This window comes from Sulfurospirillum arsenophilum NBRC 109478, from assembly GCF_000813345.1.
In the GTDB taxonomy this organism is placed as follows: Bacteria; Campylobacterota; Campylobacteria; order Campylobacterales; family Sulfurospirillaceae; genus Sulfurospirillum; species Sulfurospirillum arsenophilum.
On sequence record NZ_BBQF01000002.1, the window covers coordinates 26,335 to 41,082 of the forward strand.

17 protein-coding genes are annotated in these 14,748 nt (G+C 38.4%); 14 read left to right on the forward strand and 3 right to left on the reverse strand.

What is annotated here, in order from left to right:
- Positions 1–61: 61 nt before the first annotated feature.
- The 14 genes from SAR02S_RS04520 to SAR02S_RS04585 are packed head-to-tail and all read left to right on the forward strand — an operon-like array spanning position 62 to position 12,261.
- Positions 62–262, forward strand: coding sequence for a flagellar biosynthesis anti-sigma factor FlgM (locus tag SAR02S_RS04520; RefSeq protein ID WP_041957414.1), 201 nt, complete (start codon positions 62–64; stop codon positions 260–262).
- Between the two features lie 26 nt (positions 263–288).
- A complete protein-coding gene (locus SAR02S_RS04525; protein ID WP_041957415.1) occupies positions 289–717 on the forward strand; it encodes a hypothetical protein in 429 nt (142 codons plus the stop codon).
- 2 nt (positions 718–719) lie between these two features.
- Positions 720–2,567 (forward strand): flagellar hook-associated protein FlgK, encoded by a 1,848-nt coding sequence (gene flgK / locus SAR02S_RS04530; protein ID WP_041957416.1) that lies wholly within the window; start codon positions 720–722, stop codon positions 2,565–2,567.
- Positions 2,568–2,593: 26 nt separating this feature from the next.
- A complete protein-coding gene (locus tag SAR02S_RS04535; RefSeq protein WP_041958333.1) occupies positions 2,594–3,379 on the forward strand; it encodes an ABC transporter permease in 786 nt (261 codons plus the stop codon).
- Complete coding sequence (locus tag SAR02S_RS04540) at positions 3,369–4,124, forward strand: TIGR02757 family protein (RefSeq protein ID WP_041957417.1); 756 nt, start codon at positions 3,369–3,371, stop codon at positions 4,122–4,124. Before SAR02S_RS04535 ends, SAR02S_RS04540 begins: the two co-directional genes overlap by 11 nt.
- A 47-nt stretch (positions 4,125–4,171) precedes the next feature.
- Positions 4,172–5,827, forward strand: coding sequence for a SulP family inorganic anion transporter (locus tag SAR02S_RS04545; protein ID WP_041958335.1), 1,656 nt, complete (start codon positions 4,172–4,174; stop codon positions 5,825–5,827).
- 2 nt (positions 5,828–5,829) lie between these two features.
- Positions 5,830–6,036 (forward strand): tautomerase family protein, encoded by a 207-nt coding sequence (locus tag SAR02S_RS04550; RefSeq protein WP_041957418.1) that lies wholly within the window; start codon positions 5,830–5,832, stop codon positions 6,034–6,036.
- Positions 6,037–6,096: 60 nt separating this feature from the next.
- Complete coding sequence (locus tag SAR02S_RS04555; RefSeq protein WP_041957419.1) at positions 6,097–6,774, forward strand: F0F1 ATP synthase subunit A; 678 nt, start codon at positions 6,097–6,099, stop codon at positions 6,772–6,774.
- An 11-nt stretch (positions 6,775–6,785) separates the two neighbouring features.
- Complete coding sequence (locus SAR02S_RS04560) at positions 6,786–7,070, forward strand: hypothetical protein (RefSeq protein WP_041957420.1); 285 nt, start codon at positions 6,786–6,788, stop codon at positions 7,068–7,070.
- Complete coding sequence (locus SAR02S_RS04565; protein ID WP_052433533.1) at positions 7,045–7,602, forward strand: thiamine phosphate synthase; 558 nt, start codon at positions 7,045–7,047, stop codon at positions 7,600–7,602. Before SAR02S_RS04560 ends, SAR02S_RS04565 begins: the two co-directional genes overlap by 26 nt.
- Positions 7,603–7,617: 15 nt before the next feature.
- Complete coding sequence (gene gatB, locus SAR02S_RS04570; RefSeq protein WP_041957421.1) at positions 7,618–9,048, forward strand: Asp-tRNA(Asn)/Glu-tRNA(Gln) amidotransferase subunit GatB; 1,431 nt, start codon at positions 7,618–7,620, stop codon at positions 9,046–9,048.
- Between the two features lie 12 nt (positions 9,049–9,060).
- Complete coding sequence (locus SAR02S_RS04575; protein ID WP_041957422.1) at positions 9,061–9,948, forward strand: NAD(P)H-dependent glycerol-3-phosphate dehydrogenase; 888 nt, start codon at positions 9,061–9,063, stop codon at positions 9,946–9,948.
- A complete protein-coding gene (locus SAR02S_RS04580) occupies positions 9,948–11,042 on the forward strand; it encodes a glycoside hydrolase family 3 N-terminal domain-containing protein (protein ID WP_041958340.1) in 1,095 nt (364 codons plus the stop codon). The genes SAR02S_RS04575 and SAR02S_RS04580 overlap by 1 nt, the downstream gene beginning before the upstream one ends.
- On the forward strand, positions 11,032–12,261 hold the full coding sequence (locus SAR02S_RS04585) for an amidohydrolase family protein (RefSeq protein WP_041957423.1): 1,230 nt from the start codon (positions 11,032–11,034) through the stop codon (positions 12,259–12,261). The genes SAR02S_RS04580 and SAR02S_RS04585 overlap by 11 nt, the downstream gene beginning before the upstream one ends.
- On the opposite strand, the gene truA is transcribed toward SAR02S_RS04585, so the two are convergent.
- From truA to SAR02S_RS04600, 3 genes are read right to left on the reverse strand one after another with little or no spacing between them, the layout of a single operon-like run.
- The gene (gene truA / locus SAR02S_RS04590) at positions 12,255–12,989 is read right to left on the reverse strand and encodes a tRNA pseudouridine(38-40) synthase TruA (RefSeq protein ID WP_041957424.1); all 735 of its coding nucleotides are present in this window, start codon (positions 12,987–12,989) and stop codon (positions 12,255–12,257) included. The two genes, SAR02S_RS04585 and truA, sit on opposite strands and share 7 nt — an antisense overlap.
- Before the next feature lie 6 nt (positions 12,990–12,995).
- The gene (locus SAR02S_RS04595; protein WP_041957425.1) at positions 12,996–14,021 is read right to left on the reverse strand and encodes an LptF/LptG family permease; all 1,026 of its coding nucleotides are present in this window, start codon (positions 14,019–14,021) and stop codon (positions 12,996–12,998) included.
- Positions 14,014–14,742, reverse strand: coding sequence for a prepilin peptidase (locus SAR02S_RS04600; RefSeq protein WP_041957426.1), 729 nt, complete (start codon positions 14,740–14,742; stop codon positions 14,014–14,016). Before SAR02S_RS04600 ends, SAR02S_RS04595 begins: the two co-directional genes overlap by 8 nt.
- Positions 14,743–14,748 lie beyond the last annotated feature (6 nt).

Below are 14,748 nucleotides of genomic sequence, written 5' to 3' on the forward strand. Positions count from 1 at the left end.
AGTTTTATCATTTTGGACGATATGGTTGTAGACAACTACAATCTAAAATAAAGGGTTTAAAATGATTTCAAAAATTCAATCGTCCAACGTGGCGTATTTACAACAGAGTACTCCTAAAGATGATTCATCTAAAGGTGTCTCAAAAACAGAAAAAAGTGAAGGGGTAGACAAAGTCTCCGCACTCAAAGAGCAGATCGCAAATGGAACGTATAAAGTCGATCTAGCAAAAACTGCTCAAGCAGTCGCGGAAGAGTTGATCTAGATCCTTACATGTAAAAGGATAATAAGATGTTGACGCACTATTTACACAATGCTATTAAAGATATAGAGAATCTCATTGAACAAACACACAAAGATATAGCAGACATCAAAGTCGCAAAACATAGTGAGGTTTTTGAGAGAGCAAAAATTAAAAATGATTTAATTCAATCCTTTGAAACTAAAAAGTCTCTTTTAGACAATGAACTGATGAAGATGCTCAAAGAGAGCGGTCAAACTTCATTAGAAGAGTTGCTAAGTGTTGAACAAAAAGAGCTTTTAGCACAAATGAAAGTAAAACTCTCAGAGCTTAAGATTTGTAATAAGCAATATGCAAAATATGTCGTCACCATCAGCCAATTTTACAACGTACTCCTCGATAGTATTTTCCCACGCGATATGGAAGGCTACAAAGTCGCAAATCATAAGCCAGCGTCTTTACTCAAAGTAAGGGCTTAGTCATGAGTAACTTATTTGGGATTTTCAATACAGGTAATTCAGGACTAAATGCTGCTCAAGTAGCCGTTGCAACTACCAGTCAAAATATTGCTAATGCCAAAAATGAGTTTTATACACGCCAAAGGGTAAATTTTTCTGCAAGCCCTGCGCTAAGTGGACAAGGTGTCAGTGTAGGTTCTGGTGTCACGGTGACATCTATTGTTCGTATCCATGATGAATTTGTTTTTGCAAAATTAAGAAGTGCTTCTACAAATCTCTCATACGATACCTATTCTTCTCAGTCACTTCAAGAAGTTGCAAAAAATTTCCCAGACCTAGCCGATGCTGGTATCTCCAAAGATTTAACCAATTATTTTACACAGTGGAATAATCTTGCTTCCAATGCAACCGCTGGTTCTCAAAAGATTGCTTTAACTCAAGCTGCAACGACATTAAGTGGAGACATCCAATCAACAAGAGAAGCCATTAGGGGGATTCAAGACTCTATCAATACACAGCTAAAATCATCTCTTGATGAAATCAATAGTCTTGGTGAGCGAATCGCAAATGTTAATAAACAAATTGCTAATATTGAATCTGACAAAGGAAATTATGCGAATGACCTTCGTGATAAACGGGATGAACTAGAACTTACATTATCTAAAATGCTTGATATTACAGTTGCTAAGGGTAATATTACCAGTAACAATACCGTTGATGCAAATATGACAGACTCTGGTACACAATACTATCTTAATATTGCAGGTGCTTCTTTTGTTGATGGCTCAACGTTTCATCCTTTGGTTATTGATAATACGTCTAATGGCAGTAATTACTATTCTATTTATTCTGAAATACAAGATGGCACACGCTATAACCTTACAGAGCAGTTATCTGGAGGGAAAGTTGGCGCAATGCTAGATCTTCGTGGTCGTGTTATTTCTCCAAATGTGAATGGTGGTTATCCTCAAGATGGAACGATTCAAAATTATGTTGATAACCTTGATAGTCTTGCTCAAACCATTATTACAGAGACCAATAACATTTACGCAAAAAGTGCTCAAACCAGTATGCAATCACCTAATTTGGATATTAAAAGTAATACTTCGTTACAAAATGCCTATAATAACATTGAAGATGGTTCGTTCGATATGATTGTTTATGATAATTCTGGCAAAGAAGTAGCACGTAAAACTATTAATATAAATAATACAACAAGCATGGGTGATGATACTTTTTCTTCTAGCATATTGACTCAAATGAATAAAAGTACCGATGATAATAAGGATAATAACTCGCTTAACGACGTGGATGACTATTATAAAGCGACATTTATGGATAATGGAACATTCTCTCTTTCGCCTACTTCACTTAATAATGGTTATACAATAGCACTTCAAGACAATGGAACTAACTTCCCTGGTGCAATTGGTGTCAGTCAATTTTTCACAGGAACGGATGGCTCCAATATTGATGTCAAAACCGAATATAAGAAAAATCCGCTGTTAATGCAAGCATATGCTGCACCTGTTGTTGGTAATCATGATGTTGCCAACGCTATGGTACAGCTACAATATAATTCATTGAATTTTTATGCAAAGGATGGTAGTTCATCTAAAGAGACAGTAGCTGGGTATTACAGTTCCTTAACAACAACCGTGGCAACAGATGCTTCAGCTGCATCAACAAGTTATGATACCAATGAAGCATTGCATAATACAATCAATACGCAATTCCTATCCATAAGTGGTGTTAACAAAGATGAAGAGTTAGCCAATTTGATGCAATATCAAAGTTCTTACAGTGCGGCTGCAAAGATCATTACAACAATAGATGAAATGCTACAAACTCTCTTAGGCATTAAACAATAGTGAAACGATTTCCTTTTGTGAGCACCATGCTTTTGGTGCTCATCTTCTTATTTTGCTTTCTCTTCCCTTATTTTTATGCAGGGTCAGCGTATGATCTCAATCCCACCGCTATTTTGTTGCCTCTAAGTTATGAACATTTTTTAGGAACCGATAGGCTAGGGCGTGATCTTTTAGCTCGTTTGATGGTAGGTGGTCAAGTTTCACTGATGATTGGTATTTTAAGTGCCTTGATTTCGAGTTTTGTAGGGCTTATGATTGGTATTAGTGCGGGATTTTTTCAAAAGAGTGTTGATAAGCTCATTATCGTTGTGATTGATCTTTTTTTAACCTTTCCGACGTTTTTTCTTCTTTTGGCATTGATTAGTTATATGAGTGCTTCGGTGTGGGTTCTTATTTTTATCATCTCTATTACAGGTTGGATGGGTATGGCGAGAATGATACGAAGTGAGAGCTTCGCGATTTCGAATGCTCCTTTTATTAAAATTCTTAAACTCTCCAACGTCAATACATTCAAAATTATTTTTAAATACTTTGCTCCCCTGCTTGCTCCTATCTTTTTCATTAGCTTTACCTTTGGTGTGAGTGGAGCGATTTTAGCAGAGAGTGGGCTTAGCTTTTTAGGTATTGGTATTACGCCTCCACAGATGAGTTGGGGTGTGATTATCAGTGAAGGTAAAGAAGTGATCGATATTGCATGGTGGCTGAGTTTTTTCCCAGGTTTTCTCATCTTTCTTGTCACCTTTTCTTTGATTAATCTCTCTGATTATCTGCAAAGTAAGAGTAACGAAAAAGATGTCTTAAATGACGTTTGATCAGGTTGCGAAACTTTTAAACGAAGAGGCCAATAAGCGTAATCATGTAGAAGAGATCAGTTTAAATCGTCCAGACCCTCTCATGGTCGCATCACGTTATAAAGATGAATTTAGCGCATTGATTTGTGCGCTATTTGCTTATGGTAACGTTCCTGCAATCATTCAATTTTTAGAGAGTTTAGATTTTTCACTACTGGATACTGATGATCAAACCATTGAGACAACATTAGCACATCACTATTACCGTTTTCAAAATGCTAAAGATATTCAAGCACTTTTTACAACGCTAAGACGTGTTAAACACGACATTGGATCATTCGAGTCAATTTTTCTCCCTGCATATCAAAAAAAATCAGATGTGATGGACGGTTTACGTGCCGTTATTGGTTTACTCTATGATATTAATGCGTATCGTTCACGTGGCTATCAGTTTTTATTGGGTACAATACCTCCCATAACCCCAGTATCTCCTTATAAACGATGGCATATGTATCTTAGATGGATGGTTCGTAAAGATCATCTTGACCTTGGTCTTTGGCATGGTGTTGATACCAAAGATCTGCTCGTTCCTCTTGATACCCATACCTTTGCGTTGGGAAAAAAACTGGGCTTGATTCAGCGAAAGTCGTATGATTTTAAAGCTGTGTTAGAGTTGAGTCACGCACTCCAAAAGATTGATCCGAGTGATCCTGTCAAATATGATTTTGCACTCTATCGCTTAGGACAAGAGAAAATTCTTCTTTAAGGTTCACAATGAATGTGAAGTATTGGCTCCCTAGGAGCTTTACGGTTTTGAGGGAAGGGTATAGCCTCGCAAAATTATCGTCTGATATAGTAGCTGGCTCTACGGTTGCAATTATTGCTTTGCCTTTAGCCATGGCATTTGCCATAGCCAGTGGTGTTAGTCCTGAAAAAGGACTGTTTACAGCGGTTGTCGCTGGGTTGATTATCTCTCTCTTTGGAGGGAGTAGGTACCAGATTGGAGGTCCTACGGGGGCTTTTGTTGTGGTACTCTATGCGGTTATTTTAAAACATGGATACGATGGCTTAGTGATTGCCACGTTTTTAGCCGGCATCATGCTTTTTTTTATGGGTGTTTTTAAGCTTGGAAATATCATCAAGTATATTCCCTATCCCGTTACAGTTGGGTTTACCACAGGTATAGCACTCATTATCTTTTCTTCACAGATCAAAGATTTTTTTGGGCTTCCTATTGCAAAAATGCCAGCTGAATTTGTAGATCAGTGGAAGCTTTATTCTACTGAGTTTTTACATGTAAACTATTATGCATTGGCTATTGGCGTTATTAGTATTGCGCTTTTGCTTAAATTGCGCCATCGTTTTCCTCATATTCCTACACCTATTATTGTCATTATTCTTTCAGCACTTGCCGTCTATCTTTTTAAACTCCCCGTTGAAACGATTGGTTCTAAATTTGGAGCATTGCCTTCTACCTTGCCATACCCATCCATTCCTGCGTTTTCATTGGAAAAAGTGCGTGCTGTTTTCCCAGATGCTATCACGATTGCGCTGTTAGGAGCCATTGAATCTCTACTTTCGTGTGTTGTGGCAGATGGTATGACAGGAGATCGTCACCACTCTAATAAAGAGCTTATGGCACAGGGTACGGCTAATATTTTTTCTGTCCTTTTTGGTGGTATTGCAGCAACGGGAGCCATTGCAAGGACAGCGACTAACATCAAAGCTGGTGCATATAGCCCTATTGCTGGCGTTATTCATTCTTTAATGTTACTTATTTTTATGTTCTTGTTTTCTAAATTCATTGTGCTGATTCCTTTAGCAACATTGGCTGCTATCTTAATCGTGGTGGCTTGGAATATGAGTGAATTTCACCACTTTAAAGCGATTGCTCTTAAGTCTGAGCGTAACGATACTGTTGTACTTTTAATGACGTTTTTCTTAACCGTCTTAATCGATCTTAACACGGGTGTTCAAACAGGCATTATGTTAGCAGGTCTGCTATTTATTAAGCGCATGATTGATGTTACGGGTATTGTCGATACGAAAAATACGATTGGCATGCCTTTAGATGAAGACGATGAGCCTATTGAAATGGATGATGTGAATGCCATTTCTAAGAAAATTGTCCCTAAAGATGTGGAAGTGTATGAGATCGATGGACCTTTCTTCTTTGGTGTTGCCGATCGTCTTAAAAATGTACTAGGAGAAGTGAGCAATCCTCCAAAAGTCTTTATATTACGTATGCGTCACGTTCCTATGATTGATGCAACGGGACTTCATGCCTTAGAGGAGTTTTTTGATCTTTGCCAAAGCAACGGAACGATTCTTGTACTTTCAGGGGTCAATGAGCACATTAAGCTTAAAATGCGACGTCTTGGCTTTGAGAAAAAAATAGGGTTAGAAAACATTACTGACAATATTGATATGGCACTTTCACGTGCACATAGACTATTAATCAAGGAGTAAAAATGCCTTATGTTAACATCAAAATCACCAAAGAGGGTGCAACAAAAGAGCAAAAAGAGAAGCTTATTGCAGGGGTAACAAACCTCTTAGTGAGTGTTTTGGGTAAGAACCCAGCCACAACGGTTGTCACGATTGACGAAGTTGATATGGATAATTGGGGTATAGGTGGGCAACAGGTCAGCGAACTTCGCAAAAAACCGAAGCCTTAAACTACTATTAAATGATTTAACGATACAATCACGCAAAATTATTAACGAAGGAAATGTGTAATGGGCGAAATGTTTACATTTTTAGGTCTTATTAATCACACTCATGACTTCATCTTTGTATCCCATATTGTTTTAGTCGGTGTTATCAGTTTTGTCTTGGCAAAACTTGCAACGTCTAAAATGCAACTGGTACCAAGTGGTGTTCAAAATGTCATGGAAGCGTATCTTGAGAGTGTCATCTCTATGGGTAAAGATGTCATTGGAGAAGAATTGGCGCGTAAATACCTACCACTTGTAGCAACACTTGGTTTGATGGTATTTATTGCAAACGTTATTGGTATTATCCCTGGTTTTGAAGCTCCTTCAAGCAACCTAAACATGACATTGGCACTAGCGCTTATGGTCTTTGTTTACTATAACTTTGAGGGTATCCGTGTAAACGGTGTTGTTCATTATTTTGCACACTTTATGGGACCATTGAAAGTTTTGGCTCCATTAATGTTCCCAATCGAGATCGTTTCACATCTTTCTCGTATTGTCTCTTTGTCTTTCCGACTTTTCGGTAACATCAAAGGTGATGATCTTTTCTTAGCAGTTGTCTTGATGCTTGCTCCTTGGGTAGCACCACTTCCTGCGTATGCACTTTTAACATTCTCTGCATTCTTGCAGACATTTATTTTTATGATCTTAACATACGTTTATCTTGCAGGTGCTGTTTTAATTAGCGAAGAGCACTAAAAAGTACTCTCGTGTTGCAACACCAACAAACGCGTTTTGAAAAACTCCTCAGTTTATTGCAAGGAGCCTCTTGGGCTCTTGCATTGGCTGGTGGAGGTTATACCTTCCTACTTTTTCTTCCTTTTGGCACTATCATCGCTTCCATTATTGCTCTTTTCTTCTTTCTGAGTGGCTGCTTTTTTGTCATTATCTTTGAAATGGCACAACTGCAACTGGATAAATTTGAAGAGCTTAAAAAGCAGACGCATCTCTTAGAAAAACTTAGCCTCAATGATCAAACAGTATCTCATCACTGATCCCTCATTTTATACTTCCAACCCAACCGAAGTCGTTCAAAAACTTTTACATGTAAAGGCAAAGTATCAGCCTGATTACATCTGTTTGCGCGATAAACAGACAACAGATTATATTTCTTTAGCCACTATGGTTGCAAAGGCTTCTTTGCAAGATGAACGAACAAAACTCTACTTACATACAGATTTTAAACTCGCATATGAATTAGGCTGTGATGGTGTGCATCTGCCATCCAATGCTTTACATGTAACCCCAAATGCCAAAGCCTTAGGTTTAGAAGTGATTGTAAGTACGCACACTTTTGAGGAAGTAGAAGAAGCTCAAAAAAGAGGAGCAGATGCGATCACATTTAGTCCTATTTTTGCAACGCCAAACAAGGGAGAACCGCTTGGTTTAGAGAAGTTAAAAGAAATAAATGATAGAATCCGCGTTAAATGTTTCGCGCTTGGTGGCATCATCAACATAGAGCAAGTGAAAGCTTGTGAAGAGGTTGGCGTGTACGGTTTTGCCTCAATTCGCTTTTTTATAGATTAATCCCAAAGGGTATTTATGCAATTTGAAGTTGTCATTGGACTAGAGGTTCATGCTCAGTTAAACACAAAAACCAAGATTTTTTGCAGTTGTCCAACCAGTTTTGGAGACGAGCCTAATACCAATGTGTGTGAAGTCTGTTTAGGACTTCCTGGAGCTTTACCTGTTTTAAACAAAGAAGCTGTAAAAAAAGCCATTGCCTTAGGTACGGCTATTAATGCAACCATTAATCAAAAATCTATTTTTAACCGTAAAAACTACTTCTACCCAGACCTTCCAAAGGGTTATCAGATCAGCCAATTTGAGATACCTATCGTTGAAGCGGGTGAAATTTACATTGACTTTGAAGATGGTACAACGAAGCGTATTGGCGTTACAAGAGCGCACCTTGAAGAAGATGCAGGTAAAAACATTCACCATGGCAATGTCTCTCATGTGGACTTAAACCGTGCTGGAACACCGCTTCTTGAGATCGTAAGCGAGCCAGATATGAGAAGCAGCGAAGAGGCAATTTTGTACCTTAAAAAGCTCCATGCCATTTTACGTTACCTCGACATCAGCGATGCGAATATGCAAGAGGGGAGCTTCCGTTGTGATGCCAACGTTTCCATTCGTCCTAAGGGCGATACGAAGCTTTATACCAGAGCTGAGATTAAGAACCTAAACTCATTTAAATTTATTCAAAAAGCGATTGACTACGAAGTAGAGCGTCAAAGTAATGCATGGGAAGATGGCGTTTATGAAAGAGAAGTGGTTCAAGAAACCAGACTTTACGATACCGAAAAAAATGAAACAAGAAGCATGAGAGGTAAAGAGGATAGTGCGGAATATCGTTATTTCCCAGATCCTGATTTGCTTCCTGTTCTTATTCCTGAAGAAATGCTTGCAGAGTGTATCCAAATTCCAGAACTCCCCGATCAAAAACGTGATCGTTTCTTAAAAGAGTATGGCATTAAAGAGTACGATGCCAATGTGATTACATCCAGCGTTGAAATGGCACGTTTTTACGAGACAATGATAACGGAGGGGGCAGGGGCTAAGAACTCTGTAACATGGCTTACGGTTGAACTTCAAGCACGATTAAGTCATGGTATGACCCTTGTGACTTCGCCTGTGGATGCGGTTAAATTGGCAGCGATTGTCAAACGCATCGAAGATGGAACTATCAGTGGTAAAGCGGCGAAAGAGGTGCTTGATTATTTGATGGAAAACAGTGCAAGTGTTGATGACGCGATTGAAAAATTGGGTCTTAAACAAGTCAGCGATGATGGTGCAATTTTAGCGATCATCGATGCGATCATTAGTGCAAATGCTGATAAAGTAGCAGAATACAGGAGTGGAAAAGATAAACTTTTTGGTTTCTTTGTCGGTCAAACGATGAAAGAGAGCAAAGGGGCCGCCAATCCTGCTAAAGTAAACGAACTTTTAAAATCTAGACTTGATGTATAAGCGAGAAAGAGCGTGAGTATAGCAGTCATTGGAGCGGGAAAATGGGGACAAGCACTTCAGTTTGCACTTTCTCGCAATTTTACATGTAAGATCACCTCACGTCAAACAAAACCTCTTGAAAACTTTGTCAGCCTTGAAGAGGCTTTAAAGTGTGAGTACCTTATCTTTGCACTTCCTGCTCAAGTCGTTCGTGGTTGGCTTGAGGCACATTTTACGTTTAGCGGACAAAAAATTTTGGTTGCAGCCAAAGGTATAGAGCAGGGCAGTGGTGCATTTCTCAATGAGATTTTTGCTAAGCATGTCCCCGAAGATCATCTTAGTTTTTTATCGGGCCCATCATTCGCAAGTGAGGTCATGCAAGGTCTTCCCACAGCCGTTGTTATCAATTCGATCAATGAAACCCTTTCAAAAGAGTTTGCCGCATTTTTCCCTTCCTTTATCAAAACATACACTTCCAAAGATGTTATTGGTGCCGAAGTGTGTGGCGCTTATAAAAACGTTCTTGCCATTGCCAGTGGTATTTGTGATGGACTAAAGCTTGGCAATAATGCAAGAGCAAGTTTAATAGCACGTGGTCTTGTTGAGATGCGCCGTTTTGGAAAATTTTTTGGAGCCCAAGATGAGACTTTCTTAGGCTTAAGCGGAGCAGGGGATCTTTTTTTAACAGCTTCTAGTACGCTTTCACGAAATTACCGTGTCGGTCTTTTCTTGGCCGAGGGTAAAAAGCTTGATGATATCCTGGTGGCTTTAGGCGAAGTTGCTGAGGGTGTTTTTACCTCTGAAGCAATTTTTGAGCTTTCTGGCAAACATACTATTTATACGCCTATCGCACATGAAATAGCACTCATCTTAAAAGGTAAAGAACCTCGTATGAGTGTGAAAGACTTATTGGCCGATTGATGCTAAAATTCCTTCTCACTTGCCTACTTTTTGCCTCATTTTTACACGCTAAAACACCTCCTTTAGAAGATATGATTGCTCAGATGATTATCATTGGCTTTGATGGAACCAAAGAGGGCGATAAATGGGTTGATCAGATTGCCAAAGACATTAAGCGTGAAAAAATTGGCGGTGTTTTTTTAATGGATAAAAACATTCAAAATCCAGTACAACTTAAAAAACTGAATGAGTATCTAAAAGCACAAGCACCTAAAGATCTGCCCCTCATCGTTGCCGTAGAGCATGAAGGTGGAGAAAAGAGTCTTTTTGAGGCTAAAAAGGGCTTTAGTGAAGTTCCTTCTGCCTATGAACTCTTTAAAAATAAAGATATCGCAGAAGCAGAACAACTTTACCAAAAGCTAAGCCATGACCTTGCTAAAAGTGGGATCAATGTCAACTTTGCGCCCGTGCTCGATCTCCAACCCAAAAAAGACGTCTACGAAAACGCTAAATTGCAACGTAGCTACTCAAGTTATGAAGAAATTGTAACCACTTATGCAATGCTTTTTATCAATGCACTTCATGCGGAAGGTGTGACACCCGTTGTGAAATATTTCCCCACAGCAGGTGCTAATCTTTGGAACAATTTTTCAAGCGAAGAAGATGTAACATCAACATGGCGATTTGAGCAGTTAAAACCTTATTATGATCTGATTGCTTATGGTAAAATGGATGCCGTTTTGATGTCTCATGCAATGCACAAAGAGATTGACTCCAACAATCCAACTCTTTTTTCAAAACTCGTTATTCAGGGCTTACTGAGAGATAAAATGCACTTTGAAGGTGTTGTCTTTACCGATAATTTGAGAACACATTCCATTGCGAGTAGTGTTGATTTTAAACAGCGCGTCATTCGTAGCATTGATGCAGGTGCGGATATATTAGTCTTTACAAATTATTTTGCCGATAATGCAAGTATGACATTTACAATTAATAAAATTATAACAGATGCCATTAAAAGCGGTGAGTTAAGTACGGAGCGCATAGCACTTTCCTATGAGCGCATTGTGAGTTTCAAACAAAAACTATCAAAAAGAGGAAGCCATGTTAATTAAAAATGCTTTAGTGTCAACCACGCAAGGTCTTGTGAGCCAAGATGTGCTGATAGAAGAGGGTAAAATTGTCGCAGTAGCGCAAAAACTGGATGCTTCTACGCATGAGGTGATTGATGCGAGTGGACTTTACCTTCTTCCTGGTCTTATTGATCTTAATGTTCGTTTTTCCAATAGTACCCTTAATCAAGAGCATATTGATAAATTAGCAAGTAGCTGTTTAAAAGGTGGTGTTACAACAGCTGTTGTTATGTCTGATTTTAGCCCACGTCTTGAGAGTGCGACACTGTTGGAATTGGTAAAATTTAAGATCGATCAAGCCAAAATTGACCTCAAAATGAGTGCTCCTCTTGCCGATGAAAAAGAAGATCAACTCCATAATATTGCAACGCTTTTAAACAACGGTGCCGCAGCTATTTTGGCAGATTCTCATCGTAATGCCAATCTTCTAAGACGAGGTATGCAGTATGCAACGATGAAAAAAAGACCTCTTTTTGTACAGTGTTATGAGCCAAATCTGGATGACAATGGACTGATGAATGATGGTGCCATTGCTTCAAAACTAGGGCTTTCAGGTATCTCTAAAATCTCGGAAACGGCAGAAGTGGCAAAAGTGGCAGAAATGGCACATTTTTACGGTGCAACAGTGGTTTTGAAATCACTCTCAACGAAGCGCTCTTTAGAGATTGCAAAAGCACATAAAGCACTCAAATCGGACCTTTATACGGAAGTTTCCATTCATCATTTTTCTAAAAATGATAGCAGTTGTGATGGCTTTAATACCTATGCAAAATTGATGCCTCCCTTGCGTGAAGAAGAAGAACGTCAAGCATTGGTAAGCGCACTCAAAGAAGGAGCTGTTGATATTTTAACCTCTGCCCACTCTCCTAAATCTATTTTATACAAAGATGTAGCCTTTGAAGATGCTGCGTTTGGTATTGGATCTATTGAAGAGTTTTTAACACTTGCGTATACATTTTTAGTGAAGAATGATGTCATTGGTTTGAATGAACTTATTCGCATCTGTTGCTACAATCCAGCTAAAGTCTTAGGTCTGTCTCAAAAAGGTGTCATTGCCGTAGGTTACGATGCTGATTTAGTTCTATTTGATCCAAAAGAGAGTTATGAAGTCACCAACAAACATTCACTCTACTGCGGTAATACACTGCATGGCAAAGTCAAAAAAGTGGTTGTGGGTGGAGCGTTACTGCTTAATCAATAAAAGACGCGTGAAAGGTAAAGTCCACAGGCTGGAATGAGTGATGTGGACACTTTCATTTGACGATCACGTTGTGCTTTAAGATCGTCATAGCTAAGTATTCCATCGCATGCTTTGATCAAACTTCCACACATCATTCGTACTTGAGAGCGTAAAAAGGCATCGCCTAAAAAATAGATAATAATGAGATTTTGATGTCGATAAGCACCTGCTTTTAAAATGGTACGTTCGTCTTTTGTATTTCCTCCACCAAGCTTCTTAAAATACTCAAAGTTATGTAATCCAACAAAAACTTGTGCGTAATCATTTAATTTCATAATATCTAATGGTTTTACATGTAAAGCATAATTGGCTAAAAAAGGCTGATACGCTCCATCATAAAGTACATAGCGATAGAGTCTTTTTTTGGCATCAAAACGAGCATGAAACGAAGAAGGAACAGGCATAATGTTCTGAATATAAATAGAAGGTTCAAGAAAGCCATTGAGATGGGATTGCAGTTTTGAGAGATCACTCCAAAAAGAGGGAAGGTCTACATGTAAGACTTGATGTGTTGCATGAACTCCTGCATCGGTTCGTCCACTTCCAACGAGGGTTGAATTGACATTAACGCGTCTAAGAGCTCTTGTAATTGCTCCTGCAATGCTCTGTGAAGTTTTGGTTTCATTTTTTTGGATTTGGAAGCCATTGAAATGGCTTCCATCATAACTTAAAGTAATTTTAACACGCATGAGAGCCTAGAACATAGCACGAATGCGCTTTTTGTAAATTTGATAGGCAATAAAAAATGTTGTAAGAAAAACAATGATTGGAGCACTTTGTGGATGCCATGTAGATACTAGTGTTGTGAGTATAAGGTAAAGTGCAATCGTTGAGAACATAGCAACGTAAATACTTCCTTTATCGTATCGATACGTCACAATACCAATACTAAGAGCAATTAGTGTTGATGCGACAGGAAAAAGGGCGATAAGTAAGAAAAATGAGAGATCATACGCACGCTTTTGATCCACAAAAACGCCATTCCAATACTCTTCAATACTTTGCATAGCTCCTATAGGTGTTTTTGGCCTAGCGTTGATGTGCATACGTTCAAAATTTATTTGTTGAATATCTTCTTTGGTAAATTCAAAAATTTTACCTTGATCAAGATTGAGCCTAAGGGTACCTTTTTCATTGAAAATGGCAGCATTACTTGCAACGATCAGTTTTTCATCCTCTTTTTCAGTGGGCGATTGATAAAGCGTAATACCTCTGTAGTTTTGATTGCTATCACTGTGTTCGATATAGACAAGCAAGTCAGAAAATTTTTGTCCAAATTCATTCGCTTTGATGTTGAATTTTGCTTCCGCTTTTTTATATTCAAAAAAGTTGGTATTGAGTTGTTTTGAAATAGGAATAAGAACAAATATATCAATAATCAGTAAGACCGAAAGTACGGAAGATAGCGTTAAAAAGAGTTGCGCAATCTTTTTAGGATTATATCCTAGTGTAAACAGAACGATCGTTTCATTCTCTTTTGAGAGGTTGAATAAGGTTATACACAGTGCAATGAAAAAAGTCAATGGCAGTGTATAAATCAAAGTTCGTGGTAACAAATAGATATATAGCGTTCCAAGCTCTAAAAAATTCATCTTTATAATGGCAGTCATTGCCGTTAACTTGATAAAAAAGACCACGGATGTGATAAAAAAGAGGATAAAAAACAGTGAACTAAAAAGCTCACTAAAATGTTTTAAAAGATAACGACTGACTCTATTCATAAATAAATTCCATTACATGTAAAATTGGTGTATTAAAAAGCCACGTGAACAAAAGTCCAAGTGCAAGGAACGGTATAAACGCAAGCTCATAGCCACGTTTACGTACAATAACAAATGCTATCAGAGCAATAACTGCTGCAATATAAATGGCAGCAAAGCCTAGTTTTATACCAAGAATGGCGCCTATAATACCAGCGATAATGATATCAGCTTCCCCCATGACTTCTTTTTTTAAAAGCGCAGAGAGAAGAAAGCGAAGAAGCGTAAAAGCTCCCATAAACAAAAGCCCATTTTGAAAAGACACTAAAGGGTTTCCTACACAAAAAGCCAGTAAAAGTCCAGGCATACTGAGTGTATCAGGTACTGCCTTGTATCGTAAATCTATAATGCTTAAAGCCAGTAAAAGTGCAAAGACTGAACCGATTAACAAGGCTTGCGTTACACTCTCTAAACGTATATAGCTTAGTCCATACAGCATTGCGGTGCCAAGTTCAACAAAGGGATACTGACGTGAAATAGCACTCTTACAAAATGCACATTTTCCTCTTAGAAAGAGCCACGAGAAAAGAGGAATATTATGGTACCACTTCAAAGGATGCAAACACGTTGGACAGTGCGATGCAGGAAGTGTGATGCTTTCATTTTTGGGTAAGCGCAAAATAGCAACGTTGAGAAACGATCCTATGCATAAGCCAAAAATAATGACTAAAACACCTTCCATAACAGA

What these genes read in the sequence shown, in the direction of transcription:
- SAR02S_RS04520 (WP_041957414.1), top strand. Translation starts at nt 62, where the DNA reads ATGATTTCAAAAATTCAATCGTCCAACGTGGCGTATTTACAACAGAGT.
- SAR02S_RS04525 (WP_041957415.1), top strand. Translation starts at nt 289, where the DNA reads ATGTTGACGCACTATTTACACAATGCTATTAAAGATATAGAGAATCTC.
- flgK (WP_041957416.1), top strand. Translation starts at nt 720, where the DNA reads ATGAGTAACTTATTTGGGATTTTCAATACAGGTAATTCAGGACTAAAT.
- SAR02S_RS04535 (WP_041958333.1), top strand. Translation starts at nt 2,594, where the DNA reads ATGCTTTTGGTGCTCATCTTCTTATTTTGCTTTCTCTTCCCTTATTTT.
- SAR02S_RS04540 (WP_041957417.1), top strand. Translation starts at nt 3,369, where the DNA reads ATGACGTTTGATCAGGTTGCGAAACTTTTAAACGAAGAGGCCAATAAG.
- SAR02S_RS04550 (WP_041957418.1), top strand. Translation starts at nt 5,830, where the DNA reads ATGCCTTATGTTAACATCAAAATCACCAAAGAGGGTGCAACAAAAGAG.
- SAR02S_RS04555 (WP_041957419.1), top strand. Translation starts at nt 6,097, where the DNA reads ATGGGCGAAATGTTTACATTTTTAGGTCTTATTAATCACACTCATGAC.
- SAR02S_RS04565 (WP_052433533.1), top strand. Translation starts at nt 7,045, where the DNA reads ATGATCAAACAGTATCTCATCACTGATCCCTCATTTTATACTTCCAAC.
- gatB (WP_041957421.1), top strand. Translation starts at nt 7,618, where the DNA reads ATGCAATTTGAAGTTGTCATTGGACTAGAGGTTCATGCTCAGTTAAAC.
- SAR02S_RS04580 (WP_041958340.1), top strand. Translation starts at nt 9,948, where the DNA reads ATGCTAAAATTCCTTCTCACTTGCCTACTTTTTGCCTCATTTTTACAC.
- SAR02S_RS04585 (WP_041957423.1), top strand. Translation starts at nt 11,032, where the DNA reads ATGTTAATTAAAAATGCTTTAGTGTCAACCACGCAAGGTCTTGTGAGC.
- truA (WP_041957424.1), bottom strand. Translation starts at nt 12,989, where the DNA reads ATGCGTGTTAAAATTACTTTAAGTTATGATGGAAGCCATTTCAATGGC.
- SAR02S_RS04595 (WP_041957425.1), bottom strand. Translation starts at nt 14,021, where the DNA reads ATGAATAGAGTCAGTCGTTATCTTTTAAAACATTTTAGTGAGCTTTTT.
- SAR02S_RS04600 (WP_041957426.1), bottom strand. Translation starts at nt 14,742, where the DNA reads ATGGAAGGTGTTTTAGTCATTATTTTTGGCTTATGCATAGGATCGTTT.